At 68.4% G+C, this 24,781-nt stretch carries 27 protein-coding genes; 20 read left to right on the forward strand and 7 right to left on the reverse strand.

From position 1 onward, the window contains the following. The first annotated feature begins 33 nt into the window (after positions 1-33). The 8 genes from rnpA (at position 34) to EDF23_RS04610 (ending at position 5,344) form a co-directional block, all read left to right on the forward strand. Positions 34-384 (forward strand): ribonuclease P protein component, encoded by a 351-nt coding sequence (rnpA, locus tag EDF23_RS04575; RefSeq protein ID WP_123937122.1) that lies wholly within the window; start codon positions 34-36, stop codon positions 382-384. Further along, positions 381-761: a membrane protein insertion efficiency factor YidD gene (yidD, locus tag EDF23_RS04580; protein WP_165901008.1), complete on the forward strand. Its 381-nt coding sequence runs from the start codon at positions 381-383 to the stop codon at positions 759-761. The genes rnpA and yidD overlap by 4 nt, the downstream gene beginning before the upstream one ends. Positions 762-769: 8 nt before the next feature. After that, positions 770-1,738, forward strand: a complete 969-nt coding sequence (yidC, locus tag EDF23_RS04585) for a membrane protein insertase YidC (protein WP_123292941.1) — start codon at positions 770-772, stop codon at positions 1,736-1,738. Continuing rightward, a complete protein-coding gene (locus EDF23_RS04590) occupies positions 1,739-2,239 on the forward strand; it encodes a R3H domain-containing nucleic acid-binding protein (protein ID WP_111083678.1) in 501 nt (166 codons plus the stop codon). It begins immediately after the preceding gene. Beyond that, complete coding sequence (gene rsmG / locus EDF23_RS04595; protein ID WP_131920798.1) at positions 2,236-2,916, forward strand: 16S rRNA (guanine(527)-N(7))-methyltransferase RsmG; 681 nt, start codon at positions 2,236-2,238, stop codon at positions 2,914-2,916. Before EDF23_RS04590 ends, rsmG begins: the two co-directional genes overlap by 4 nt. An 81-nt stretch (positions 2,917-2,997) precedes the next feature. Next, positions 2,998-3,891: a ParA family protein gene (locus EDF23_RS04600; RefSeq protein WP_279388192.1), complete on the forward strand. Its 894-nt coding sequence runs from the start codon at positions 2,998-3,000 to the stop codon at positions 3,889-3,891. Then, on the forward strand, positions 3,891-4,856 hold the full coding sequence (locus EDF23_RS04605; protein WP_123292944.1) for a ParB/RepB/Spo0J family partition protein: 966 nt from the start codon (positions 3,891-3,893) through the stop codon (positions 4,854-4,856). Before EDF23_RS04600 ends, EDF23_RS04605 begins: the two co-directional genes overlap by 1 nt. Positions 4,857-5,035: 179 nt before the next feature. Then, on the forward strand, positions 5,036-5,344 hold the full coding sequence (locus EDF23_RS04610) for a helix-turn-helix transcriptional regulator (protein ID WP_131920802.1): 309 nt from the start codon (positions 5,036-5,038) through the stop codon (positions 5,342-5,344). 24 nt (positions 5,345-5,368) lie between these two features. On the opposite strand, the gene EDF23_RS04615 is transcribed toward EDF23_RS04610, so the two are convergent. From EDF23_RS04615 to EDF23_RS19545, 7 genes are all read right to left on the reverse strand, one after another. Beyond that, positions 5,369-5,956, reverse strand: a complete 588-nt coding sequence (locus EDF23_RS04615) for an ATP-dependent Clp protease proteolytic subunit (protein ID WP_131920804.1) — start codon at positions 5,954-5,956, stop codon at positions 5,369-5,371. Next, on the reverse strand, positions 5,953-6,591 hold the full coding sequence (locus tag EDF23_RS04620) for an ATP-dependent Clp protease proteolytic subunit (protein ID WP_131920806.1): 639 nt from the start codon (positions 6,589-6,591) through the stop codon (positions 5,953-5,955). The genes EDF23_RS04615 and EDF23_RS04620 overlap by 4 nt, the downstream gene beginning before the upstream one ends. Before the next feature lie 151 nt (positions 6,592-6,742). Beyond that, positions 6,743-7,705: a D-alanine--D-alanine ligase gene (locus EDF23_RS04625; protein ID WP_131920808.1), complete on the reverse strand. Its 963-nt coding sequence runs from the start codon at positions 7,703-7,705 to the stop codon at positions 6,743-6,745. Between the two features lie 60 nt (positions 7,706-7,765). Then, positions 7,766-9,070 (reverse strand): PLP-dependent aminotransferase family protein, encoded by a 1,305-nt coding sequence (locus EDF23_RS04630; protein WP_123339332.1) that lies wholly within the window; start codon positions 9,068-9,070, stop codon positions 7,766-7,768. 161 nt (positions 9,071-9,231) lie between these two features. Continuing rightward, the gene (trxA, locus tag EDF23_RS04635) at positions 9,232-9,558 is read right to left on the reverse strand and encodes a thioredoxin (RefSeq protein WP_017887828.1); all 327 of its coding nucleotides are present in this window, start codon (positions 9,556-9,558) and stop codon (positions 9,232-9,234) included. Positions 9,559-9,634: 76 nt separating this feature from the next. Then, positions 9,635-10,621: a thioredoxin-disulfide reductase gene (trxB, locus tag EDF23_RS04640; RefSeq protein ID WP_131920810.1), complete on the reverse strand. Its 987-nt coding sequence runs from the start codon at positions 10,619-10,621 to the stop codon at positions 9,635-9,637. A gap of 83 nt (positions 10,622-10,704) precedes the next feature. Further along, entirely contained in the window at positions 10,705-14,829 is a 4,125-nt protein-coding gene (locus tag EDF23_RS19545) for a DUF6049 family protein (protein ID WP_243648809.1), read from the reverse strand. A 110-nt stretch (positions 14,830-14,939) separates the two neighbouring features. Here EDF23_RS19545 and EDF23_RS04650 point away from each other — a divergent pair, with 110 nt between their 5' ends. From EDF23_RS04650 to EDF23_RS04705, 12 genes are all read left to right on the forward strand, one after another. Then, the gene (locus EDF23_RS04650) at positions 14,940-16,376 is read left to right on the forward strand and encodes a CCA tRNA nucleotidyltransferase (RefSeq protein ID WP_123937113.1); all 1,437 of its coding nucleotides are present in this window, start codon (positions 14,940-14,942) and stop codon (positions 16,374-16,376) included. A gap of 159 nt (positions 16,377-16,535) precedes the next feature. Beyond that, complete coding sequence (rpsF, locus tag EDF23_RS04655) at positions 16,536-16,919, forward strand: 30S ribosomal protein S6 (RefSeq protein ID WP_111083667.1); 384 nt, start codon at positions 16,536-16,538, stop codon at positions 16,917-16,919. A gap of 3 nt (positions 16,920-16,922) precedes the next feature. Beyond that, positions 16,923-17,510 carry a single-stranded DNA-binding protein gene (locus tag EDF23_RS04660; protein ID WP_123311310.1) on the forward strand — a complete coding sequence of 196 codons (588 nt, stop codon included), beginning with the start codon at positions 16,923-16,925 and terminating at the stop codon, positions 17,508-17,510. A gap of 50 nt (positions 17,511-17,560) precedes the next feature. Continuing rightward, entirely contained in the window at positions 17,561-17,818 is a 258-nt protein-coding gene (rpsR, locus tag EDF23_RS04665) for a 30S ribosomal protein S18 (protein WP_017887834.1), read from the forward strand. A gap of 14 nt (positions 17,819-17,832) precedes the next feature. Continuing rightward, positions 17,833-18,285: a 50S ribosomal protein L9 gene (gene rplI / locus EDF23_RS04670; protein ID WP_111083665.1), complete on the forward strand. Its 453-nt coding sequence runs from the start codon at positions 17,833-17,835 to the stop codon at positions 18,283-18,285. A 656-nt stretch (positions 18,286-18,941) separates the two neighbouring features. Beyond that, positions 18,942-20,306, forward strand: coding sequence for a replicative DNA helicase (gene dnaB / locus EDF23_RS04675; protein WP_111083664.1), 1,365 nt, complete (start codon positions 18,942-18,944; stop codon positions 20,304-20,306). A 270-nt stretch (positions 20,307-20,576) separates the two neighbouring features. Continuing rightward, entirely contained in the window at positions 20,577-21,191 is a 615-nt protein-coding gene (locus EDF23_RS04680) for a TetR/AcrR family transcriptional regulator (protein WP_131920812.1), read from the forward strand. Continuing rightward, the gene (locus EDF23_RS04685; protein WP_131920814.1) at positions 21,188-21,535 is read left to right on the forward strand and encodes an SMR family transporter; all 348 of its coding nucleotides are present in this window, start codon (positions 21,188-21,190) and stop codon (positions 21,533-21,535) included. Before EDF23_RS04680 ends, EDF23_RS04685 begins: the two co-directional genes overlap by 4 nt. Continuing rightward, a complete protein-coding gene (locus EDF23_RS04690; RefSeq protein WP_131920816.1) occupies positions 21,535-21,849 on the forward strand; it encodes an SMR family transporter in 315 nt (104 codons plus the stop codon). Before EDF23_RS04685 ends, EDF23_RS04690 begins: the two co-directional genes overlap by 1 nt. Before the next feature lie 133 nt (positions 21,850-21,982). Further along, positions 21,983-22,801: a UTRA domain-containing protein gene (locus tag EDF23_RS04695; RefSeq protein ID WP_131877907.1), complete on the forward strand. Its 819-nt coding sequence runs from the start codon at positions 21,983-21,985 to the stop codon at positions 22,799-22,801. Between the two features lie 182 nt (positions 22,802-22,983). Beyond that, positions 22,984-23,901, forward strand: coding sequence for an ABC transporter permease (locus tag EDF23_RS04700; RefSeq protein ID WP_131920818.1), 918 nt, complete (start codon positions 22,984-22,986; stop codon positions 23,899-23,901). After that, positions 23,898-24,767: an ABC transporter permease gene (locus tag EDF23_RS04705; protein ID WP_131920820.1), complete on the forward strand. Its 870-nt coding sequence runs from the start codon at positions 23,898-23,900 to the stop codon at positions 24,765-24,767. Before EDF23_RS04700 ends, EDF23_RS04705 begins: the two co-directional genes overlap by 4 nt. The last annotated feature ends 14 nt before the right edge of the window (positions 24,768-24,781 follow it).

A 24,781-nucleotide genomic window follows, 5' to 3' on the forward strand; every position in this document is an offset into this window, starting at 1 on the left:
TGATCCGGTCCTCGGTCTGACCCCGGCATCGCAGTGTTGGCCAGCGCCAACCGCATCGTCCGCGGGGACGACTACCGGAACGTCGTGCGTCGTGGTCGCAAGAGCGCCACGGCGCACGTCGTCGTGTCCGTGGTCCGTCGCTCGACGGACCCCACCGGACCGTCGCGGTTCGGGTTCATCGTCGCCAAGACGGTGGGCAACGCCGTGACCCGGAACCTGATCAGGCGGCGGCTCAAAGCGATCGCGCACGGCATCCTCGCCGACTCCCCCGTGGGGTACGACGTAGTGGTGCGCGCACTGCCAGCCGCATCGCAGGCCGGATGGCCTACCCTGCTCGAAGACGTCGTGCGCTCCTTCGCGCGCGGGGTGGAGAAGGCAGCATGAACCGCACCCTGTGGACCCGGCTGGCCTGGGTCGCCGCGTTGCTCCCACGCAACGCGTGCGTCGTCGTGCTCCGCGCCTACCGTGCAGTGATCTCCCCGTTGTACGGCAACGTCTGCCGGTACCACCCGTCGTGCTCCCGGTACGCCCTCGAAGCGATCCAGCAGTACGGCGTCGTCCGCGGATCCGCGATGGGCGCCTGGCGCATCGCTCGCTGCAACCCCTGGGCTGCAGGCGGGATCGACGACGTCACGGAACGTCGTCGCCCGTTCGTCGTCAACCGGTTCGGGTTCGTCCTCGCGCCGATCCCGCAGCAGCCGCACCCCGCGGTCGGAACGGCCCGGCCGGTCCTGCTCCCCCAGCGCACTCGAAAGGCGTAGCCGTCCCCATGGACATCATCGGTACGATCCTCTGGCCGCTCAAATGGGTGGTCTCGGCCATCCTCGTCGGCTTCCATTGGATCTTCGAGAGCATCGGCATGGACCCGGGCGCGGGTATCACCTGGGTCCTCTCCATCATCTTCCTGACCTTCGTGGTCCGCGCCGCGCTGATCCCGATCTTCGTGCGGCAGATCAAGTCGCAGCGCCGCATGCTCGAGGTCGCGCCGCAGCTGAAGAAGATCCAGGACAAGTACAAGGGCAAGAAGGACCAGTTCTCGCGTGAGGCCATGAGCCGCGAGACCATGGCCCTGTACAAGGAGACGGGCACCAACCCGCTGAGCTCCTGCCTGCCGCTGCTGCTGCAGATGCCGATCTTCTTCTCGCTGTACTCGGTGCTGCACGAAGCCCAGATCAACAAGACGGGCATCGGCCTGCTCACGAACGACCTCGCGGCGTCGTTCGGCAACGCGGCCCTGTTCGGTGCTCCCCTGCACGAGACGTTCACCAACGCCTCCGGGTGGGAAGTGCGTGCGATCGCCGGCTTCATGATCGTCGTCATGACGGCCTCGCAGTTCATCACGCAGCTGCAGCTGGTGGCAAAGAACATGTCGCCGGAGACCAAGGCGTCGCCGATGTACCGCCAGCAGAAGATGATGCTGTACATCCTCCCGCTGGTCTTCGTGATCTCGGGTCTGAGCTTCCCCCTCGGCGTCATGTTCTACTGGCTCGCCTCGAACGTCTGGACGATGGCGCAGCAGTACTTCGTCATCCGCAGCATGCCGACGCCCGGTTCCGAGGCGGCCCTGGCACGTGAGGCGCGTCTGGCCAAGAAGGCCCAGCGTCGCGGGATCGCCAACCCGGTCCTCGCCGAGGCCGGTGCCGGTGCTGGCGCCGCCGAGATCGAGGCCGTGCGGGTCACCACCCAGCGTTCGCAGCCGGTCGGCAAGCAGCGCTCGAAGAAGAACGGGAAGAAGTAAGTGACCGAGCAGGACACCGCCGCAGCCGTCGACACCACCGAGGTCCCGGACGAGGACGCCCGTGACGAGGCTGACATCGCTGCGGACTACATCGAGGAACTCCTCGACATCTGCGACCTCGACGGGGACATCGAGATCGAGGAGCGCGCCGGTCGCGTCTACCTGTCGGTCACCGACGATGGCGAGGCGCTCCGCGTCCTCTCGAAGCCGGACACGGTCACGGCCCTGCAGGAACTCACCCGCATCGCCGTCCAGGCCGAGACGGGCGAGTTCAGCCGGCTCATCTTGGACGTGGGCGGTTCCCGTGACGCTCGTGCCGACGAGCTGCAGCGACTGGTCGACACCGCCGTCGAGCGCATCGAAGCCGGATCGTCCTCCGCAGCACTCCCCCCGATGTCGTCGTACGAGCGCAAGCTGGTCCACGACCTCGTCGCTGAGAAGGGCTTCCACTCGGAGTCCGAGGGTGAGGGTCGGGACCGCCACACGGTCGTCACCCGATGACGGACGAGTCGGTGTCCGCGGACACCGCTCCCGCGCCTTCGGACGATGCTCCGGTGCTGGAGGCCGAGCCTGCGGCTGCGTCCGTGCTCTTCGGCGATCAGATCGAGACGGCTCGGTCGTTCACGAACGAGCTGGCTCGCCGGGGCGAGGAGCTGGGCCTGATCGGCCCGCTCGAGCTGCCTCGACTCTGGACGCGACACATCCTCAACTCTGCTTTGTTGGCGCCCCTCCTGGAGGCCCGTGGCCGGGTTGCCGACGTCGGCTCGGGTGCGGGATTGCCCGGTCTCGTGCTCGCGATCGCCCGTCCGGACGTGCACTTCACGCTCATCGAGCCGATGGAGCGCCGCGTGGACTGGCTCACCAGTGAGGCGAGCCGGCTCGGCCTGCCGAACGTGACGGTGGTCCGCGGCCGCGCCGAGGACGTCTCCGATGACATCGTGGTCGACCAGGTCACTGCGCGTGCCGTCAGTGCGTTGTCGAAGCTCATCCCGATGACGGTTCCACTCGTCCGCTCGGGCGGGCAGCTCATCCTGATGAAGGGTGCGCGAGTCGACGACGAGATCGAGAAGGCGCGCAAGGTGATCCTTCGCCAGCACCTCTCGGACGTCGAGGTCCTCGAGCTCGGGGACGGTGTGGTCGCAGAGACCACGCGGGTCTTCCGGGCTACAGTTGACTGACCCTGCGGCTCGGATCGGGACGACTGATCTCTTGCTGCTCCACGTTTCACGTGAAACATCGAACCGGGGAAGAGGCACTCGTTGAGCTCATCGACCGATTACGACGCGTCGACTCCGCTTGCTCGCGAGATCGCCGACCTGAACCGCCGGCGTCGTGCGATCGCGACGCAGCAGTTCCCGTTGCCCCCGAAGACGCGGATCATCACCGTGTCGAACCAGAAGGGCGGCGTCGGGAAGACCACGACGACCGTCAACTTGGCCGCCGGCCTCGCGCACGGTGGCGCACGGGTGCTCGTGATCGACCTCGACCCACAGGGCAACGCGTCGACGGCCTTGGGCGTCGACCACCAGGCTGAGGTCGCGAGCATCTACGACGTCATCGTCGACGAGGCTGCAATGGCCGACACCGTGCAGCGCTCCCCCGATTCCGACACCCTGTGGTGCGTCCCGGCGACGATCCACCTCGCGGGCGCTGAGATCGAGCTCGTCTCCTTGGTCGCTCGAGAACAGCGCCTCCGTACGGCGCTCGATCTGTACCTCCAGTCGCTGGACGAGCCGTACCACTACGTCTTCATCGACTGCCCGCCGTCGCTCGGTCTCCTCACGATCAACGCGTTCGTGGCGGCCCAGGAAGTCCTGATCCCGATCCAGTGCGAGTACTACGCGCTCGAGGGACTCAGCCAGCTGCTGCGCAACATCGAGCTCATCGAGCGGCACCTCAACCCGAACCTCCGGGTCTCGACGATCCTGCTCACCATGTACGACGGTCGGACCAACCTGGCGAACCAGGTGGCGAACGACGTCCGCGAGCACTTCGGTGATCAGGTCTTGAAGGCGATGATCCCCCGTTCCGTCCGGGTGAGTGAAGCGCCGAGTTACGGACAGAGCGTCGTCGCGTACGACGTGAACTCCACCGGGTCGCTCTCCTACTTGGAAGCGGCCGCCGAGATCGCAGCACGAGGAGCGCAAGACTGATGGCACCCAAGCGAACCGGACTCGGCCGCGGCATCGGCGCGCTCATCCCGACGGCGACGGACCAGCAGGACCGCCCAGTGGACGTGTTCTTCCCGACTGGTGGGTCGCCGGCCTCGGCACCCACCGCGGACGAGCTCGTCGCCGTTCCGGGAGCCCGACTCGCGAACCTCAACCCGCTGGACGTTATCCCGAACGGGCAGCAGCCGCGCAAGGAGTTCCGCGAAGAGGAGTTGCAGGAGCTCGTCCACTCCATCCGTGAGATCGGCGTGCTGCAGCCCATCGTGGTCCGCCCGATCCCCGGGGCTGCCGGGACGGAGCCGCAGTACGAGCTGATCATGGGTGAGCGGCGCCTCCGCGCCACCAAGGAACTCGGGCTCACGACCATCCCGGCGATCGTCAAGGAGACGCCGGACGACGCGATGCTCCGGGACGCCCTGCTCGAGAACCTGCACCGAGCGCAGCTCAACCCGCTCGAAGAGGCTTCGGCGTACCAGCAGCTCCTGGCGGACTTCGGGATCACGCAGGAACAGCTCGGCCAGCGCATCGGTCGCTCGCGTCCGCAGATCACCAACACCATCCGTCTGCTGCGGCTCCCCTCCCCCGTGCAGCGTCGGGTCGCTGCCGGCGTGCTGTCGGCCGGTCACGCCCGCGCGATCCTTGCTGCCCCGGACGCGGAGGCGATGGAGTACCTCGCCGAGAAGATCGTCAACGAAGACCTGTCGGTGCGCGCTGCCGAAGCGATCGCGCAGCAGTTGGCGACGAAGACCCCTCCGAAGACGACGCCGCAGCCCTCCAAGAACCAGGCGCACTTCAACGACCTTGCTGAGCGCATCGGCGACCGGCTGAACACACGGGTCAAGATCGCCGTCGGTGCCCGGAAGAGCTCCGTGACGATCGACTTCGCGAACGGCGACGACCTCAACCGCATCCTGTCGGAGCTGGGGATCAGCGACGTCTCGTCCTGACGGCTTGTCAATGGCGCTGTGCGCCCCGTAGGGGGCCTCGCATGCCTGGTGTGGGCGCCCGGAGCAGCCAGGGGTCGTTCGGCCCGACACGGGGCGCGTAGCCGTTCCCGTGGTTCGAGTTCACGAGCAGCGAACGGGAAGCCCGTACGTTTCACGTGGAACACTGCCAGGCTCGCATCATGAGATCCCGCAATCCCGAGCCGCTCTGGCGTGATGTCGTCGGTCGAGAACTCCGCGTTCGTCGCCGCGTCCGAGGGGACACCCTGCAGGATGTCGCTCGTCGCGCAGGGGTGTCGCCGCAGTACTTGTCGGAGATGGAACGGGGGCGGAAGGAGCCTTCGAGCGAGATGTTGGCAGCAGTGGCCGGCGCACTCGAGAGCTCCTTGCTGGACTTGACGGCGGCGGCAGCAGAAGAGCTCCGCGAGCGAGCACGTTCCGCAGGTGCTGGTGGCGAACAAGTGCGGAGCGCGTTCGTCCTCGCTGCGTGAGGCGTGAACGGACAGCGCCGTCCGTCAGCGTCGAGTGATCACGTGGTCCACGAGACCGTACTGTCGGGCCTGTTGGGCCGTGAAGACGCGATCGTGATCGGTGTCGGCTCGGAGTTGGTCGGGACTCTGGCCGCTGTGCTCGGCGAGCAGGTACTCGATCTCGGCCCGGATCCGAACGACCTCGTCGGCCTGCAGGATGAGCTCGGGAATGGCCCCCTGTCCCTGCGCTGCGGGTTGATGGAGCACGACCCGAGCATGCGGCAGGGCCGACCGCTTTCCGTCGGCGCCCGCGGCGAGCAGGACGGCTCCGACACCGATTGCCTGCCCAACACAGGTGGTCGCGACGGCGGGGCGGATGAACCGCATGGTGTCGTAGACGGCGAGCATGGCACTCGGATCGCCGCCGTCGCAGTTGACGTAGAGCTGCACGTCCGCGTCCGGGTTGTCTGACTCGAGGAAGAGGAGCTGCGCGATGAGGGCATTGGCGACGCCAGCATCGATTGCCGTCCCGATGTAGATGATCCGCTCGGTGAGCAGGTGCGAGTAGACGTCCAAGACCCGGTCGCCGCGAGCGTCCCGCGCGATGACGTTCGGGATCGTGTACGCGCTCATCGGTCACCCTCCCCTGCCGCAGGTCCGCCGAAGCCTGTCATCGTGGAACGGGGCTGCTGGGGCCGGATCACCGAGAAGTCGTCGACGATCAGGTCGACGAACCCGTAGTCGAGGGCCTCCTGCGCGGAGTACCAGTGGTCGTGCAGCGAGTCCTCGAAGATGCGGTCGACCGTCTGACCGGTGTCCGCTGCGATGAGTCCGAGCACGGTGTCGCGGGTGTCACGGAGGTGGTCTGCCTGTAATGCCACGTCCACCGCACTTCCCCCGATCCCTGCGGATCCCTGGTGCATCAGGATCCGGCTGTGCGGCAGCGCTCGTCGCTTGCCAGGAGTACCCGAGGACAGCAGGAACTGCCCCGCGCTGCAGGCGATCCCGAATGCGAGCGTGCTGATGTCGTTGGGGATCACCCGCATGAGGTCCCGGAGTGCGAGCATCGCCGGAACCGAGCCTCCGGGCGAATGGATCCAGAGCGCGATGTCGTTCCAGGGGTCCGCCGTCGCGAGCTGTACCAACTGCGTCATCAAGACGGTGCCGTTGTCGTCGTCGAGGGCGCCATCGAGTACGAGCACGCGTTGGTCGAAGAGGGCACGCCGGTATTCGGTCGTGAAGGCTGCCGGGGGTGGTGAATCGGTCATGCGTCCACCGTGCGCCCGCAGATGACCCGAGGCACCCGTTGCTGCTCAGAGCGGATCAGCTCTCAGCAGCGAACCACGAGTGCGACGTTCCACGTGGAACATCGACTCTCACGCATTCCGATGTTCCACGTGGAACGTCGGAGCTGACGGATCAGGCGTGGTGGTCGCGGATCGCCTGTTCGGCGAGCTCCGCGTACGTCCACCCGAGATCGAACCCCGATGCGGAGAGTGCCTGCGGCAGCAGGGATGTCTCGGTCAGACCCGGGAGCACGTTGGCTTCGAGGAACCACGGCGTTCCGGCGCCGTCGATGATGAGGTCCACACGGGACAGGTGGCGGAGGCCGAGGGCTGTGTGCGCCGCGACGGCTGCATCGGCTGCAGTGGTCGCGAACTCGTCAGACAGTCGGGCGGGGGTGTAGAACGTCGTCTCCCCCGCGTTGTACCGCGCCTCGAAGCCGTAGATGCCGTTCCGCGGGACGATCTCCACCGCGGAGAGCGCCACCGGCCCGTCGCCCGTGTCGATGATGCCGACCGCGACCTCGGTGCCGCGGATGAGCTGCTCGACCACGACGTCGTCGCAGTAGGTGTAAGCCGTGACCATGGCACGCGGCAGGTCGTTGACGTCGTCGACGAGGGTCACTCCCTGCGCGCTGCCGCCACGCGCCGGCTTCACGGCGAGCGGGACCGGGTGCTCCCCCGCGATGGCCTTGAGCACCCCGACGGCGCCGAGCTCGCGGAACACGTCGTGGGACAGCGTGACGGATCGAGGGGTGCGGACGCCCGCCCGCGCGACCAGCGCTGACGCCGTCGGCTTGTCCCATGCCAACCGGGCCGACGTGGAACGTGAGCCGACGAACGGGATGTCCACCGCCTCCAGGATGCCCCGCAGGGCCCCGTCTTCACCGGAGGCGCCGTGCAGAGCCGGCCACACGACATCCGGGCGGGACTCGGCGAGAGCCGGCAGCAGCAGCGCGTCGGCGTCGCGGAGATCGACCTGCCAGCCGTACCCGGTCAGCGAGTCGGCGACCCGCCGACCGGAGCGCAGGGAGACGTCACGTTCGTGCGAGATCCCTCCGGCGACGACGACGACGTGACGACGAGTGAGCTCAGCCATGGGGATCCTCCGGTGTGGAACGACGGTGCTGATGGGCCACGCACCGCGGAAAAGCGCTGATCAGGAGATGTTCGGCGGCGGAGCGCTCACCGAGGACGTCTCGCGGACGACGCTGTTCGGTCGAGTCGTCGGACCGAACGTCTCGATCAGCTCGAGTTCGTCGTTGACGACGTTGGCGAGCCGCTTCACGCCGACGCGGATCTGCTCGGGGGTCGGGTAGCAGAACGACAAACGGATGTGCCCGCCGCCACGACCGTCGGCGTAGAAGGCCGTCCCCGGCGTGTAGGCGACGAGCTCCTTCACGGCGCGCGGCAGCATGCCCTTCGAATCGAGGGACTCGGGGAGCGTCAGCCAGACGAAGAAGCCACCGTTCGGCTTCGTCCAGGACAGGTCCGGCAGGAACTCCCCCAGAGCGGACAGCATGGCATCACGGCGCTCTGCGTAGATGCCCCGGAAGGTGTCAACCTGACCCTTCCAGTCCGCGGCGTCCAGGTAGGCGTTCACGACGTACTGCCCGAAGGAGTTCGGGGCGAGGACGGCGGACTCGTTGGCGAGCACGAGCTTCTCGCGGATGGCGTGCGGTGCGAGCGCCCAGCCGACGCGGAAACCGGGTGCGAGGGTCTTCGAGAAGGACCCCAGGTACACGACGCCCTCTTCGTCGATGGAACGGATCGCCTGCGGTGCCGGCTCGTCGAACCAGAGGAGTCCGTAGGGGTTGTCCTCGAGCACCAGGATGTTGTTCGACCGGCAGATGTCGAGCACCTCGATGCGGCGCTCCCGGCTCATGGTGACGCCGGCCGGGTTGTGGAAGTTGGGGATCGTGTAGAGGAACTTGATCCGCTTGCCCTGCGTGCGGAGGTTCGCGATCGCCTCACGTAGTGCCTCGGGCACCAGCCCGAGCTCGTCGGTCGTCACGTGGACGGTCTCGGCCTGGTACGACCGGAACACACCGATCGCGCCGACGTAGGACGGGGACTCGGCGAGGACGACGTCGCCCGGATCGATGAAGAGCCGCGTGACGAGGTCGAGCGCGTGCTGCGAGCCCGTCGTCACGACGACGTCCTCGGCACTGGCACGGATGCCCTCGAGGCTCATGACGTCCACGATGTGCTCGCGGAGGGACCGCAGACCCTGTCCGCCGCCGTACTGCAGTGCCATGGCCGCGTGCTCGTTCATCACGCGGTCCAGGGACCCCGTGACGAGCTCCCTCGGCAGCGCGGAGACGAACGGCATGCCGCCAGCCAGCGAGACCACCTCGGGGCGCGAGGCGACGGCGAACAGGGCTCGGACCTCGGAGGCGCTCAGCCCGGCGGTGCGCTGGGCGTAGGAGTCGTACCAGGGGTCGAGGCTGTTGCCGTTCGTCATACCGTGCTCCGATCAGTGAGACATTCCCGCCACACTACGACATCGACCCCGGAAACCCGGGCTCCGCGGCGGGGGCCGATCCGCAACGGGTGGCATGCGAACGCCCCGCCGGCGCCTGCTGAGCAGGACGAGGACGGGGCGTTCGGTGGTGCTGGTGCGACCTACGCGAGGAACTCGGCGAGGTCGGCCTCGAGCGCGGGCTTCGGCTTGGCGCCGATGACGGTCTTGACGACCTCGCCGCCCTTGAAGACCTTCATCGCCGGGATCGAGGTGATCTGGTAGTTCATGGCCGACTGGGGGTTGTCGTCCACGTTGAGCTTCACGATCTCGATCTTGCCGGCGTGCTCTTCGGCGATCTGGTCGAGGATCGGCGAGACAGCGCGACACGGGCCGCACCACTCGGCCCAGAAGTCGACGAGGATCGTCTTGTCGGACTTGAGGACCTCGTCCGAGAAGGTGGCGTCGGTGACAGCCTTTGCGTTGGACATGGGTGTCCTTTCGTGAGAAGTCGGTACTGGGTGTGGAACCGCGGACGGGCCCCCGGCATTCCGGGGGCCGTACGGGTCAGGCGGAGATGGTGACCGGCTCGACCGGGGTCTCGCCCGCAGCAGCGTCGGTCAGCGTGTCTTCGAGGTCGGCGAGGTACTTCTCGGCGTCGAGCGCGGCGACGGCACCGGAACCGGCGGCCGTGATGGCCTGGCGGTAGGTGTGGTCGAGCACGTCGCCCGCGACGAAGACCCCGGGGACGCCGACGGCCTTGGACGTGCGGCCCTCGACGGCGATGGTGCCCTCGGGAGCGAGCTCGAGCTGACCGTGCACGAGGTGCACGCGGGGGTCGTTGCCGATCGCGATGAACAGGCCGTCGAGGGCGAGTTCGCTCTCGGTGCCGTCCACGGTGTCCTTGAGGATCACGCCGGTCACTGCGGAGTCACCCTGGATGCCGATGACCTCCTTGTTCCACGCGAACTCGATCTTCGGGTCGTTGTGGGCACGGTCCTGCATGATCTTCGACGCACGGAGCGTGTCCTTGCGGTGGATCACGGTGACCTTGTCGGCGAAGCGCGTGAGGAACGTCGCCTCTTCCATCGCGGAGTCGCCACCGCCGACCACGGCGATGTTCTTCTGGCGGAAGAAGAAGCCGTCGCAGGTCGCGCACCACGAGACACCGTGGCCCGAGAGGCGCTCTTCGTCTGCGATCCCGAGGTGGCGGTACGCCGAACCGGTCGCGTAGATGACCGCGAGGGCTTCGTACGTCTCGCCGGAGCCGACGGTGACCTTCTTCACGTCGCCGGTGAGGTCGACGGAGACGGCGTCGTCGTACAGGACCTCAGCGCCGAACTTCTCGGCCTGTTCCTGCATCTTGATCATGAGGTCGGGGCCCTGGATCCCCTCGGGGAAGCCCGGGAAGTTCTCGACCTCGGTCGTCTTGGTAAGTTCCCCGCCCGTCTCGACGCTGGACGCGACGATGAGCGGCTTGAGCTCTGCGCGCGCGGCGTAGATGCCGGCGGTGAACCCGGCCGGACCGGAACCGATGATGATGAGCTGGCGCATGCCTGACTGCCCTTCCGTTGCGTGCTGACCGGGTCAACACATGGTACCGGCGCGGCATTCCGCGACGTCCGGGAAGCGTGCGGTCAGCGACCGAGCTTGCTCTTCACCATGCCGACGGCGTTCTTGATCTCGCCGTTCTTGGCGACGACGAGCGCCCCGAAGTACACGAGGACCATGACGGCGCCGGTCAGGACGATGGTGATGAGTGCCCCGGTGCGGTCCGACATCGCGAACCCGGCTGCGGAGAACGCGCCGAAGAAGTTCGCGACCACCAGACCGACCACGCCGGCGATCAGCGCGGCGATGACGAACTGCACGTGCGAGCGGGTCACGACCGGTCCTTCGATGCTGCCGAGCTTGCGACGCACCAGGACGAGCGCGACGATCGTCTGCGCGGTGCCGGCGAGCGTCGTGCACGCGGCCACACCGATGCCGATCACGGACGTCGGGAACGTCGACACCGCGAGGGCACCGATGACGAACAGGACGGACTGGATGCACTGCATCAGGAAGGGCGTCCGGTGGTCGTGCATGGCCCAGAACACGCGCTGGATGATGAACAACATGCTGAACAGGACCAGGCCCGGCATGTAGGCGACCAGGACGGCACCCACCTGCAGGGCGCTCTCGAACGTGCCCTCGTAGAGCCGCCCGAACGGCACCGCGACGACGACCAGCGCCACGGACGCGAAGACCGTGAAGAGTCCGACGATGCGCAGGGACAGCGACAGGTTCCGTCGGACTGATGCCAGGTCGCCGCGTGCAGCATCGTGGCTCATCCGGGTGAAGTACGCCGTCGCGATGGAGACCGTGATGATCGAGTGCGGCAGCATGAAGATGAGCCACGCGTTGCCGAGTACCGCGTTGCCGGGACCGTCGCCCTGACCCTTCCACGCGACCGCGGACTGCACGATGCCGGCGACCTGGGTCACCAGGATCATCGCGAAGAGCCAGCCGGCAGCGGTTCCCGTCGACTTCAGGCCGACGCCGCGCCACCGGAAGTCCGGCCGGAACGACAGGCCTGCTCGCCGCCAGAACAGCGGTAGGAACGCCGCCTGGGCGAACACACCGAACGAGGCGCTGCCGGCGAGCAGTGCGATCTTCGCCGGCGTCCAATCGTCGAGGGCGCTGCCGCTCGTGCCGTACAGGGCGATGAACACCACGAGCCCGGCGATCGCGATGACGTTGTTGAGCAGTGGCGCCCAGGTGAACGGTCCGAAGACCTGCTTGGCGTTGAGGACCTCACCGAGCAGCGAGTACATCGCGTAGAACAGGATCTGCGGCAGGCACCAGAACGCGAAGGCGATGGCGAGGTCGGTCGCAGCGGGACTCCGGGTGTCCGAGGACGTCGTGTACAGGCGGACCAAGAGCGGTGCCAGTGCCGTCGCGACGATCGTGATCACGATGAAGACCGAACCGCCGAGCGTCACGATCTTGTTGACGTACGCCTGTCCGCCGTCCGTGCCGTTCTTCATGGCGCGGACGATCTGCGGGATGAGCACGGCCGACAGCAGGCCACCCGCGATGAGCGCGTAGATGTTGTTCGGCAGCTGGTTCGCGACGGCGAACGCGTTCGCTGAGGGGCTCGCGTTCTGCCCGATGGCGTAGGCGAGCACGAAGGTCTTCGCGAAGCCCAGGATCCGGCTCACCATCGTCCCCGCCGCGAGCATCGCACTCGCACGCCCCAGGCTTCGCTCCGCGACGGGTTCCGCGTCGACGTCGGGCTGGGGCTGGGTGGCGCTGATGGTCGGCTCCTCGGGGTCGCGGGCGTCCGCGACGCGGCTGGTACGGGCGTCGGACGGGAGGCCCGGCTCGGCCCCGGCACGGGCGATCGCGTCCTGCAGGCGGTCGCCACCAGGAGCCGCGACAGCGGCCGTGCCGGAGCCGGCCACGGCGAACGCGGTGGGTGCCTCGGCGCGGTGATCCGGGCCTCCCGGTCCGGCGACCGATCCCGTGGACGAAGCGACCGCGCCGGGCGCACCCGGCTGCACGGCGAGCGGGCGGTTGGGGTCGTCGTCGTCCTCGTCGTCGAGTTCGCCGTTGCGACGACGGATGCGCTTCCGGATGCTGCGGAAGATCCCGAAGCCGAAGATCGCGATCAGGGCGACCGCTGCGGCGGCGGTGATGACCGTCTCCCACTGCGCCTGGACGTTGAGTTCGACGGTGGCGGGCTGCGCGATGGCGACACCGGTCGGGCTCGACAGGGACATGGTCAGCTCGACCTTGCCGTTCGCGACGGACTGCACGGGGACGGTCGCTCGGGTCGAGGAGTCCGGTTGGATCTCGACGACGATGTCGTTGCGGACGATCCGGAGAGCGGAGTTCGACGGCTGGACGGCCAGGTGCACCGTCACCGGGTAGTCCGAGCTGTTGCGGATGGACACCGGGAGCGAGGAGCGGTCGCCGAGCAGGGTCAGGCTGCTCGAGTCGACGATCCCGACCTCGGTGGTCTGCTTCGCCCAGGCCGCGGTGCGGACGTCGACCGCGGCCTGGAGCCCGTCGTCGTCCCCGCGCCACGCGTTCGACGCGATGGCGAGCAGCCGGAGTCGTGCGGGAGCCGTCAGTTCAGCGGGGGTGTCGAGGATGGTGGCGAACGCGGAGAGCCCCTGTTCGCCCTGCACGAGGCGCTTGAGCTGTGCGATGCGGTCGGCCCCGGTGGACGCACTGTTGAGCGTGAGCGAACCCGCCGTGGCGTCCGACGCGGTGGAGAGGTCCGCCGGTGCCACCCAGGCGGTGCTCTCGAGGGCGTCGAGGGTCTGGCTGAGGCGTGTGGAGTCCGAAGGCCAGTCGCGACCGAGGGTCAGCAGGATCGGCCCCGTGGCGGTGCCGTCGCGCGCCGAGGTGGCGAGCGTCGCGGTGAGCTCGGACATCGCCGACGACCAGCTCTGGCGATCCGGTGCGGTCGCGGCGTCCCGCAGCAGGGACGACATCGACTGGTCCGACACGAGGACGTGGTCGTCGCCGATCTTCTCCGATGCCGAGACCGTGGCGTTCGCGCCGGCGGAGGTGTTCCCGCTCGAGACGATGGTGGTGTCCTTGTCGGCCCGCTGCAGTGCCGTGAGGTCGGCCGCGGTCACGGTGCCGTCCGCCGGCCACGCGATGGAGTCCATCGAGTACGGGAAGTCCAGCAGCTGCTCGGTGGTCGGCAGCGTCTCCGTGGTCTCGCCCGAGCCGGCGTCGGTGGTGGCGTCGTCGCTCGGGGACGCGGTGCTGCTCGGGGTCGTCGTCTGCCCGGGCGTCGCGGTCGGGGTCGGTGCGGGGGTCTCGGCGCCGGGGAAGTTCTCGGTCTTCACGGACTGGTCGAGTGAGATCGGAGCGAGGATGCCGTCCGACCCGGCCTGGCGCAGCCCGGTGACGTCGGCGTCGGCGTACGACAGCGCGAAGGTCTCGTTGCGCAGGGACTCGAGGCGCTGGAGCCACGCGGTCGCCGCGGACGGCGCGTTCTCGCCGAGGATCCGGATCGAGGCGATGATGCGGGGGTCGACCGCGACGGCGACGTTGTGGTCCTCGGCGGCGTCGAGCTGCTGGGTGAGGGTGCCGTCCACCGAGGTCGCGGCGGCGAGGACGGCCGCGCTGAGGATGCCGTCCGTGGACTTCGGGACCGTCACCGGCATCGCGACGGAGACGCTGACCGGCACCTGCTCGAAGTCCGGGTACCAGGTGATCGCGGAGCGGGCGACGGCGAAGGTCTCACCGGCCGTGTACTCCGCCGCGATGCGTCGCGCACCGAACGAGGAGTACCCGCCGAGTGCCACGTTGCCCGAGACGATCTCGACCGAGTCGATGGTGACCGATCGGTGCGCTGGGACCTCCGGGATGTCCACGGAGTCCATCGGGGCGCCGAGGTAACCGGTCGTGGTGGTGTCGGCAAGCCAGTCGGCGAGGACGTCCCGCGTGCTCACGGAGCGGAAGATGTCGAACTCCGCGGTGCCGGCGGGCAGCGCGGCGTCGGTGTCGTTCGTGACGGTCACCGAGAGGGTGAGGTCCTGGTCGCGCTGGACGATCCCACGGTGCGCGGGGGCGACCGAGATCGTGGCCTTGCCCGCATCGGCAGCAGCCGGATCGGCGAGGTGGGTCTTGGCCGACGACACCGTCGCAGCATCGGCGTGCGGGGCGCTGACGGGCGCGACGACCAGGCCGAGCGCGACGAGGGTCGACGCGGCTGCGGCGAGCGTGGTGCGGAGGATGTGCATACGGAAGCGGGCCACGGGGTCGGTTCGGGCCGAGCACGAGTGTATGAGGCGTGACCATGAACAGGTCCCGTGCGCGCGGGGTTGTGGAGAACTCGGGGCCTCGATCTGGGAGGATGAGCACCGTCATGCAGTCCGTTGCCCAGGCCGTCGAACGACTCGACGCACTCGCCACCACCGAGCCCGTCGACCTCCTCGCTCGGGCCTTCGCCGACGCCGGACACGAGCTGGCCCTGGTCGGTGGACCCGTGCGGGACGCCTTCCTCGGTCGTCCCGTCACCGACCTCGACTTCACGACGAGTGCGCGTCCGGACGAGATCCTGGCGATCGTGGAGCCGATCGCGAGCACCACGTGGGACGTCGGGCGGCAGTTCGGCACGATCGCCGCTCTGGTCCGCGGCGAACAGGTCGAGATCACCACCTACCGCAGCGACGTGTACGACGGCGAGACCCGCAAGCCCGAGGTGGCGTTCGGCGACACCATCGAGGACGACCTGCTCCGCCGCGACTTCACCGTCAACGCGATGGCGCTCCGGCTGCCGGCGCGCGAGCTCGTCGACGTGCACGGCGGCGTCGAGGACCTGCTGGCCGCACGACTCCGCACCCCGCAGGCCGCCGTGGTGTCGTTCCGCGACGACCCGCTCCGGATGATGCGGGCAGCGCGGTTCACGTCGCAGCTCGGGTTCACCGTCGACGACGACGTTCGTGCCGCCATGCAGGACCTGGTCGACTCCATCGACATCGTGTCCGCCGAGCGGGTGCGCGACGAACTCGTCAAGCTGCTCGGCACGGGCGACCCCGTGCCGGGCATCCGCCTGCTCGTGGACACCGGGTTGGCGCAGCGGTTCCTGCCCGAGCTGCCCGAGATGCAGCTCGAGATCGACGAGCACCACCACCACAAGGACGTCTACGAGCACTCCCTGACCGTGCTCGAACAGGCGATCGGCTACGAGGCCGAGCGGCACGCGGGCGACCCCCCGGACACCGTGCTGCGGCTCGCGGCGCTGCTGCACGACATCGGCAAGCCCGCCACCCGCAAGCTCGAGCCGGGCGGCGCCGTCAGCTTCCACCACCACGACCTGGTCGGCTCGAAGCTCGCGAAGAAGCGGCTCCGGGCCCTGCGCTTCGACAACGACACCATCGCCGCGGTGTCCCGCCTGATCGAGCTGCACCTGCGGTTCTTCGGGTACACCGACGGTGCCTGGACCGACTCGGCCGTCCGGCGCTACGTCCGCGACGCCGGCCCGCAGCTCGAACGGCTGCACGAGCTCACCCGCTCGGACGTCACCACGCGGAACCGTCGCAAGGCCGATCGCCTGGCGTTCGCGTACGACGACCTCGAGGAGCGGATCCGCGTCCTGGCCGACCAAGAGGAGCTGGACTCGATCCGGCCCGACCTGACCGGCGACGACATCATGCGGATCCTCGACATCCCGCCGGGGCGTGCCGTGGGCGAGGCCTACCGCTTCCTGCTCGAGGCGCGGATGGACGACGGACCCCTCGGCGCCGACGCTGCCGAGGCGCGCCTGCGCGACTGGTGGGCCGCTCGGGACGCGACCGCCTGACGGACGCGACGGTTCTCCACAGACCGGTGGCGCGCCTCCAGGCCGTCGGGTAGTCTGTGCAGGTTGCCCGGCGCGTGTCTGCGTGCCGTGGCACATGCATCAACCCTCCTGCCCCGGGAACTGCCCGGGGCCGCTGAGACCAGAGGAGGTGGGTTCCGCATGCACCAGTACGAACTGATGGCGATCCTCGACCCCGAGATCGATGAGCGCACCGTCGCTCCCAGCCTGGACAAGTTCCTCGCTGTCATCCGCAACGACGGTGGCACCGTCGACAACGTGGACGTCTGGGGCCGTCGCCGGCTCGCTTACGAGATCGCCAAGAAGTCCGAGGGCATCTACGCCGTCGTCGACTTCACGTCCTCGCCCGAGGCCGCCAAGGAGCTCGACCGTCAGCTCGGTCTCTCCGAGGCCGTGCTCCGCACGAAGGTCCTCCGCGCCGAAGAGGGCATCGCGCAGGTCGCCGCCCAGAAGCAGCGCGACGAGGCACGCGCAGCCCGCAAGGCTGCCAACGCCTCCGCAACCGCGACCGCGAGCGCCGAGTAACCCGTGGCCGGCGAAACCGTCATCACGGTGGTGGGCAACCTCACCGCGGACCCCGAGCTGCGGTACACGCAGAACGGGCTCGCAGTGGCGAACTTCACCATCGCCTCCACGCCTCGCACGTTCGACCGTCAGGCGAACGAGTGGAAGGACGGCGACGCGCTGTTCCTCCGCGCGAGTGTGTGGCGGGAGTTCGCCGAGCACGTGGCGGGGTCGCTGACGAAGGGCTCGCGCGTCATCGCGCAGGGTCGTCTGCGTCAGCGTTCCTACCAGGACCGTGAGGGTCAGCAGCGCACGAGCATCGAGCTCGAGGTCGACGAGATCGGCCCGTCGCTCCGGTACGCGACCGCACAGATCACCCGCGCAGCGGGTGGCGGCGGCGGTCGTGGCCAGGTCGGCGGCGGCAACGGTGGCGGTCAGCAGGGCGGCGGCAACGGCGGCTGGAACAACAACGGTGGCGGCAACGCCTCCGCTGGTGGCCAGTCGGACGAGCCGTGGTCCCCGCAGGGTGGCCAGCAGGGCGGCGGCAACGCACAGTCGAACGACGTGTGGAGCACCCCCGGCGGCAACTTCGACGACGAGACTCCGTTCTGATCCTCCTGGTTCCGACGGACACACAACTTTTCTTCTAAGGACAAATCACTATGGCTGGAAAGAGCACCGGCGACCGCCGGAAGCCTCGCGGCAAGGGCGGCAAGAACGCCGCTCCCGCGAAGTCGATCAAGGTCGGCGTCATCGACTACAAGGACGTTGCGACCCTTCGCAAGTTCATCTCGGAGCGTGGAAAGATCCGCGCCCGTCGCATCACCGGCGTCTCCGTCCAGGAGCAGCGCCTCATCGCCCGTGCCGTGAAGAACGCCCGTGAGATGGCGCTCCTCCCCTACGCCGGCTCCGGCCGCTGATCGGAGGTCGACACATGTCGAAGCTCATCCTCACCCACGAGGTCTCCGGCCTCGGTTCCGCTGGTGACGTCGTCGACGTCAAGAACGGCTACGCCCGCAACTACCTCATCCCCCAGGGCTTCGCTGTCGCGTGGTCCAAGGGCGGCGAGAAGCAGGTCGAGTCGATCCGTGCCGCGCGCACCGCGCGTGAGCTCGCCACCATCGAAGAGGCACAGGACCTCAAGATGAAGCTCGAGAACGCGACCATCTCCCTGGCGGTCAAGGCCGGCAAGGACGGTCGTCTGTTCGGCTCCGTCCGTCCGGGCGACGTCGCTGACGCCGTCCAGGCGCAGGGCGTCGGCTCGCTCGACAAGCGCAAGGTCGAGGTCCCCGCGACCATCAAGACCGTCGGTGACCACGAGGCCACCGTGCGTCTGCGCGAGGACATCACTGCCGTGATCTCGCTCAAGGTCGTCGCTGCCAAGTAGCACTGACGTTCCGCTCCACGACGGGCGGGTCTCCTTCGGGAGGCCCGCCCGTCGTTGCGTTGGCGGGTTCTCCGCGTGGTGCGTGGCGCGGGGCGCGGGGCGTTCGTGCTTTCACTTGGTGAGCAGAAAAGGTCGGGTCCCGATCCCCCACTCGACATCTTCTGCTCACCATCAACGCACGGTCGTCCAGAACGGCCGGGAGGCCCGGCTCGGCTTGCACGGGCGGGTTCGGCTTGGCTGGCTGGTTACCTCTCAGGCACGGCCCGGCTTGCTGGGAACGGCCCGAGAACACTTCCCACAGGAGGGGTGCTTGTCAAGTCGTTTTACACAGCAGAAACGTGTCAAATCGGAACCTTCAAGGCGTACTTGAACCCCACTTTTCCACACACCGTGTGAACATGAAAACCCCAGGTCAAGTGGTCGAAAGTGTGTTCCCATGGCTCTGTTTCCACAGACCCATCCACAGTTCTCCACACAGCATTCCGGCGTGTTCCGCAATCCCTCCACAGAGTTATCCACAGGGCCGTTTGTTGGGGATAACTCTGCGGCCGTAGCTTGGCCCAGCGACTCGGGGATGTCGGTCGCTGGGGGTAGAAAGTCGTTGCAGGTGTCGGACCACCGTGTCCAGCCCTGCGTCGTTCAACAGAGGAGAGAGTGTGTCGATCGCGCATCTTGAGCCCGCACCGCAGGAGTACGCGGAGCGCGGCATGGAACGCACCCCGCCGCACGACCTGTTGGCCGAACAGTCGACCATCGGCGGCATGCTCCTGTCGAAGGACGCCGTCGCCGACGTCATCGAGACCGCTCGTGGCGTGGACTTCTACGTCCCCAAGCACGAGGTCATCTTCGACGCGATCCTCTCGCTCTACTCGCACGGCGAGCCCACCGACGTCATCGCCGTCACCGACGAGCTGACCAAGACCGGTCTGCTGTCCCGCGGTGGTGGCGCCGAGTACCTGCACAGCGTGACGAGCATGGTGCCGACCGCTGCCAACGCGGGGTACTACGCCGGGATCGTCGCCGAGAAGGCCGTCCTCCGTCGCCTCGTCGACGCCGGCACCCGCATCGTGCAGATGGGCTACGCGTCCGAAGGCGAGGTCACCGACCTCGTCAACAGCGCGCAGGCCGAGGTCTACAACGTCGCCGGTGGCGTGCAGACCGAGGACTACGTCCCCCTGACCGACGCCATCTCCGCCGCCCTCGACGAGATCGAGGCCGCCAAGGGCCGTGACGGCCAGATGACCGGCGTGCCGACCGGGTTCGCGCAGCTCGACGGCCTGACGAACGGCTTCCACCCCGGACAGCTGATCATCGTCGCCGCTCGACCCGCCCTCGGTAAGTCGACGCTCGCGCTCGACCTGTGCCGCGCCGCGGCGATCAAGCACGACCAGACCGCCGCCTTCTTCTCGCTCGAGATGGGTCGCGCCGAGATCGCCATGCGTCTGCTGTCCGCCGAGACCAGCGTGCCGCTGCAGAACATGCGCAAGGGCACCGTGGACTCCCGCGACTGGACCACCATCGCGCAGACCCGCGGGCGCATCAACGACGCGCCGTTCTTCATCGACGACTCCCCCAACATGACGCTGGTCGAGATCCGCGCCAAGTGCCGTCGACTCAAGCAGCAGCACAACCTCAAGCTCGTCGTCATCGACTACCTGCAGCTGATGACCTCGGGCAAGAAGGTCGAGAGCCGCCAGCAAGAGGTCTCCGAGTTCTCGCGTGCACTGAAGCTGATGGCGAAGGAGCTCCAGGTCCCCGTCATCGCGCTGTCCCAGCTGAACCGTGGTCCCGAGCAGCGTGCCGACAAGAAGCCGGCGATCTCCGACCTGCGAGAGTCCGGGTCGATCGAGCAGGACGCCGACATGGTCATCCTGCTGCACCGCGAGTCGGCGTACGAGAAGGACAACCCGCGGCAGGGTGAGGCCGACCTGATCGTGGCGAAGCACCGTAACGGTCCGACGGACACCATCACCGTGGCGTTCCACGGGATGTTCTCGCGGTTCGTGGACATGCCGCAGTAAGGCGGGTGCCGCCCGCCAGCTGACAAGAGTGCCAGCCAGTGCAAGTAAGGACGGTCTGATGTCTCCTCGCAGCTACAAGATCACCCTCGCCGTCCTCGGCGTGGCCAGCCTCTTGCTCCACAAGTAGGCACGTCTCACCACAGAACGACCCTCAGCCGGTTGGCCGAGGGTCGTTCTGCTGTGGACCGGGTGCTGGGGCGAACCAGTCCCACGCTGAGAGTTCACCGCCCGACTTGGCCACATGGCCAAGTTCGGCGTTACGGTCGGACCATGACCCTCCAGCAAGAGCACCGCAGCGTCGAGGAACGGCGCGAGCAGCTCGTCGACGCCGCGATCGCCGTCCTGCGCGACGGCGGCATCAGCGCGGTGACCACCCGCGCGGTCACCGCCCGCGCGGGCCTGCCGCACGGCGCCTTCCACTACTGCTTCGCATCGAAGGCGCCGCTCTTCCGTGCCGTGCTCGAACGCCAGCTCCGCACGGCCATGGCGGTCGCGTTCGCACCGCCGGTCGCGCGGCTCGACCTGGAGGCCCGGATCACCTCCGGCCTGTCGGCGCACCTCGCGCAGACGCGCGACGACCCAGCGACCGCACTCGCCGTCGTCGAGCTGGTCACCCACTCACGGCGCGACCCCGACCTGCAGGACCTCGCCGCGTGGGAGCAGCACGCGTACCTCGATGCGGTCCGCGAGCAGGTCGACGAGTGGACCGCGGAGGACGGCATCCGCTGGGCAGTGCCGGTCGAGCACGTCGTCCGGCTGCTCATCGCGACCGCCGACGGCATCAGCTCGACGTGGCTCGCCGACCGGGACTATGCTGCGGCGGATGCCACCGTCCGGGTCGCGGCACGGGCGATCGCGGCCCTGGCGGACAGGACCGGCGCATGAAGTGGCTGTTCCTCGGGACCGCGATCGTCGCCGAGGTCACCGGGGCGCTCTCGATGCAGGCCGCTGTGGACCAGCCCGGGTGGTACGCGCTCGTCGTCGCGGGCTACGTCGCCGCGTTCGCGATGCTGATCCTGGTGCTCCGCGCGGGGATGGCGGTCGGGGTCGCCTACGGCATCTGGGGAGCCTCCGGTGTCGCCCTGACCGCGGTGCTCGCGGCCGTGCTGTTCGGGCAGGCACTCACGCTCACCATGGTCGTCGGCATCGTGCTGATCGCTGCCGGCGTGCTGCTGGTCGAGATCGGCTCGCAGCGAGCCCTCGCCGCACGGAAGCGGGGGGCATTCTGATGGCGTGGGTTCTGCTCGCCGTCGCGATCGTCTCCGAGGTCGGTGCCACGATCAGCCTCAAGCTCGCCACCGACGGCAAGAAGCTGTTCTTCGTACCCGTCGTCCTGGGGTACCTCGTCGCCTTCAGCCTGCTCGCCGTGGCCCTGACGCTCGGCCTGCCGATCGGTGTCGCCTACGGGATCTGGGCCGCGACCGGTGTCGCACTGACGGCGATCCTGGGCCTGGTGCTCTTCCGCGAACCCTTGACGTTGCTCATGCTGGGCGGCATCGCGCTGATCATCGCGGGGGTGTTCCTGGTCGAGCTCGGACACTGACCCCTGCGCTCGGCCGGCTGCACGGCGTAATCAACACGTAACGCTCCGGGGTAGTTGCACGACACGCGTCGTCCATAAGCTCACCTCCACCGAGGGGCCGCTGGCACTGTCGGCTCCGGACCGGAGGATCGACGTGTACACGCAGACCGAACTCACCGAGGCCATCGCCCGAGCCCGGAGCGGCAGTGGCCAGCGGATCCGCGAACTCCTGCAGTCCTCCCCGCGACGGGCCCACGTGCTCCTGCGGGCGAGCATCCGGCGCGGCGTGCTCGCGGCCGGGCGTCCGGTCGAGGAGCAGAGCCTCACCATGTCGATGATGATGAGCCGGAGCAGTATCCGGTCGGCGCTGTCGATGCTCGGTGCCGAGGGGCTCATCGAACGACGACAGCGGATCGGGACGAGCGTCGTGGCCTCGATCTCCGAGCTGCCGCTGCTGGAACTCCTGCCGATCGGCGGATGGACCCGCGCCGAGGAGGACCCGGACCGGCCCTCCGTGTCCCTCGAACTGACCGAGCTGGAGCGCGCGCCCGTGCTGGCCGACGAGCACATCCGGAGCCGGCTGGAGATCGACGATGAGTACGTGCTCATGCGCGAGGACCTCGTCACCCGCGGTGGCGAACCGCTCGGCGTGCTCGTCGGGTACTACCCGATGGACGCGCCGGACCTGCTCGTCGACGACGACGACCGGGACGCCCGGCTCAACGCGATGCGGCAGGTCGCGTTGTCGCACGTCGAGGCGACCGTGGAGGCGGTGAACTGCGACGAGCGCACCGCCAAGGTCCTGAAGGTCGCGGTCGGTGCCGCGATCCTGGTGCGCGAGACGCTCGTGCGCGGTGCGGACGGTCGCGTCGGCATGCTCGCCTACGGCCACTACCGCGGCGACCGTGTGGCGCTGTGGGCGAAGCACGACGACGTTCCCGCGATGCTCAAGACACCGACGCCTCCGCGCTGAGCAACGCGGTACGAACCAAGACCGCCGACAGCGGCGGAAACGCCCTCGATCGGCTTGCACATGCGGATCGACGGCGCGCAATCAACCGTTACCGACAGGTCACGGTGCGGAATCAATCGGTCCGTAGCGTCACCTGCACACCGAGGTGACCACCTCGTACCCGCTCAAGGAAGGACCGTCACATGGTGCGGTTCATCGGCTCCCGCGTCGCGCGGATCGTCGTCACGGTCCTCGCGGTGCTCACGTTCGCGTTCGTGCTCGCCCGGCTGACCGGGGACCCGGTCCGGCTCATGCTGCCGGACCAGGCGACGCAGGCCGACGTGGACGCCGCCCGGCACAGCCTCGGGCTCGACCGGCCGCTACTCGTGCAGTACGTCGACTTCATGGCGGGTGCGTTCCGGGGCGACTTGGGCGACTCGATCCGGCAGGGTCAGTCAGCACTCGGCCTCGTGCTCGAGCGGCTGCCGAACACCGTCGAGCTCGCCCTGACCTCGTTCGTCATCGGGTTCGCGCTCGCAGTTGCCCTGGCGGTCATCGCCGAGACGACCGGCAGCAAGCGGCTCCGGTCGACGCTGATGTGGCTCGCGACGGTCCGGCAGGCGATCCCGCCGTACCTGTTCGGCATCCTGCTGGTGCTCGTGTTCTCGGTCTCCCTGGGGCTGCTCCCCGCGATCGGCCGAACGAGCTACGCGAGCTTCGTGCTCCCCGTCGCGACGATGGCGACGTTCGAAGTGGCGCTGTACCTGCGGCTGATCTCGTCCTCGTTCGACGAGTCACGGACCCTGGACTACGTCCGGACCGCCCGCGCGAAGGGCGTCCCCCGAGGCCGGATCGTCGTGCGGCACATGCTCCCGAACGCCCTGCTGCCCGTCATCACGATCGCCGGCATCAACCTCGGGGTGCTGATGGGCGGCACGGTCGTGCTCGAGATGGTCTTCAACTGGCCGGGCCTCGGCCGGCTGATCGTGCAGGGCGTGACGGAGCGCGACTACCCGATCGTGCAGGCCGGCGTCGTGCTGATCGCCGTGCTCTTCGTCGGCATCAACTTCATCGTCGACATGCTCTACGCGGTGCTCGACCCGCGAGTGAGGCTCTCATGACCCAGGCAACGAACCGGCTCCGTTCCCGCACCCAGGCACGGTCCCTCACCGCGGGACTCGTCGGCGCGGCGCCCTCGCTCGTCGTCGCGACCGTCATGCTCGTGATCGTCGCACTCGTCGTGGTGGTGGTGCCGTTCCTGCCCGGCTTCAACCCGTACACGCAGGACCTCTCGAGTGCGCAGCAGACGCCCTTCACGAGTGGTGCCCACCTGATGGGGACGGACGCACTGGGCCGTGACCTGCTCAGCCGGCTGTCCGTGGCGACCCGGACGTCGCTCGTCGTGGCCTTCGGCGCCGTGCTCATCTCGATGGTCCTCGGGCTGGCGATCGGGCTCGTCGCCGGGTGGCGCCGCGGTCGTCTCGACGCGTTCCTGATGGGCGTTGCCGACGTGCAGCTGTCGATCCCGGTCGTCCTGCTCCTCATCGTGCTGGTCGCCGCGCTCGGTTCGAGCACCACCCTGCTGGTGGTGATGCTCGGCCTGACGAACTGGGTCGGCTACGGCCGCGTCTCGCGCTCCATCGCGGTGTCGCTGCGGGAACGCGAGTTCGTCACCGCCGTGACCGCGGCCGGCGGGTCCGGATGGTGGGTCATCAGCCGCCACCTGCTGCCGAACGTGCTCCCGCAGATCGCGATCCTCGCGGCGTTCGAGGTCGGCACCGTGATCACGATCGAGTCGTCCCTGTCCTTCCTCGGCCTCGGCATCCAGCCGCCGACCCCCAGCCTCGGAGGACTCATCGCCGACGGCCAGAACTACCTGCAGACCAACCCAGCGCTCGTCGTCCTGCCCGCCCTGATGATCCTGATGGTCATCGGTGGGGTCCAGTTCGTCTCGCAGGGCCTGTCCGCGCGCCGTTCGCGTCGCTGACCGCTCGTCCCACC

The sequence above is a fragment of the Curtobacterium sp. PhB128 genome (assembly GCF_004340725.1).
Taxonomy (GTDB): Bacteria; Actinomycetota; Actinomycetes; order Actinomycetales; family Microbacteriaceae; genus Curtobacterium.

Bases quoted from the DNA above. Each gene is read 5' to 3' on its own strand.
- trxA (WP_017887828.1), bottom strand. From the start codon at position 9,558: ATGTCCAACGCAAAGGCTGTCACCGACGCCACCTTCTCGGACGAGGTC.
- EDF23_RS04690 (WP_131920816.1), top strand. From the start codon at position 21,535: ATGGCGTGGGTTCTGCTCGCCGTCGCGATCGTCTCCGAGGTCGGTGCC.
- EDF23_RS04625 (WP_131920808.1), bottom strand. From the start codon at position 7,705: ATGGCTGAGCTCACTCGTCGTCACGTCGTCGTCGTCGCCGGAGGGATC.
- EDF23_RS04650 (WP_123937113.1), top strand. From the start codon at position 14,940: ATGCAGTCCGTTGCCCAGGCCGTCGAACGACTCGACGCACTCGCCACC.
- rpsR (WP_017887834.1), top strand. From the start codon at position 17,561: ATGGCTGGAAAGAGCACCGGCGACCGCCGGAAGCCTCGCGGCAAGGGC.
- rplI (WP_111083665.1), top strand. From the start codon at position 17,833: ATGTCGAAGCTCATCCTCACCCACGAGGTCTCCGGCCTCGGTTCCGCT.
- rpsF (WP_111083667.1), top strand. From the start codon at position 16,536: ATGCACCAGTACGAACTGATGGCGATCCTCGACCCCGAGATCGATGAG.
- trxB (WP_131920810.1), bottom strand. From the start codon at position 10,621: ATGCGCCAGCTCATCATCATCGGTTCCGGTCCGGCCGGGTTCACCGCC.
- EDF23_RS04620 (WP_131920806.1), bottom strand. From the start codon at position 6,591: ATGACCGATTCACCACCCCCGGCAGCCTTCACGACCGAATACCGGCGT.
- EDF23_RS04705 (WP_131920820.1), top strand. From the start codon at position 23,898: ATGACCCAGGCAACGAACCGGCTCCGTTCCCGCACCCAGGCACGGTCC.
- EDF23_RS04605 (WP_123292944.1), top strand. From the start codon at position 3,891: ATGGCACCCAAGCGAACCGGACTCGGCCGCGGCATCGGCGCGCTCATC.
- EDF23_RS04610 (WP_131920802.1), top strand. From the start codon at position 5,036: ATGAGATCCCGCAATCCCGAGCCGCTCTGGCGTGATGTCGTCGGTCGA.
- rsmG (WP_131920798.1), top strand. From the start codon at position 2,236: ATGACGGACGAGTCGGTGTCCGCGGACACCGCTCCCGCGCCTTCGGAC.
- EDF23_RS04615 (WP_131920804.1), bottom strand. From the start codon at position 5,956: ATGAGCGCGTACACGATCCCGAACGTCATCGCGCGGGACGCTCGCGGC.
- yidD (WP_165901008.1), top strand. From the start codon at position 381: ATGAACCGCACCCTGTGGACCCGGCTGGCCTGGGTCGCCGCGTTGCTC.
- EDF23_RS04685 (WP_131920814.1), top strand. From the start codon at position 21,188: ATGAAGTGGCTGTTCCTCGGGACCGCGATCGTCGCCGAGGTCACCGGG.
- EDF23_RS04700 (WP_131920818.1), top strand. From the start codon at position 22,984: ATGGTGCGGTTCATCGGCTCCCGCGTCGCGCGGATCGTCGTCACGGTC.
- yidC (WP_123292941.1), top strand. From the start codon at position 770: ATGGACATCATCGGTACGATCCTCTGGCCGCTCAAATGGGTGGTCTCG.
- EDF23_RS04630 (WP_123339332.1), bottom strand. From the start codon at position 9,070: ATGACGAACGGCAACAGCCTCGACCCCTGGTACGACTCCTACGCCCAG.
- EDF23_RS04680 (WP_131920812.1), top strand. From the start codon at position 20,577: ATGACCCTCCAGCAAGAGCACCGCAGCGTCGAGGAACGGCGCGAGCAG.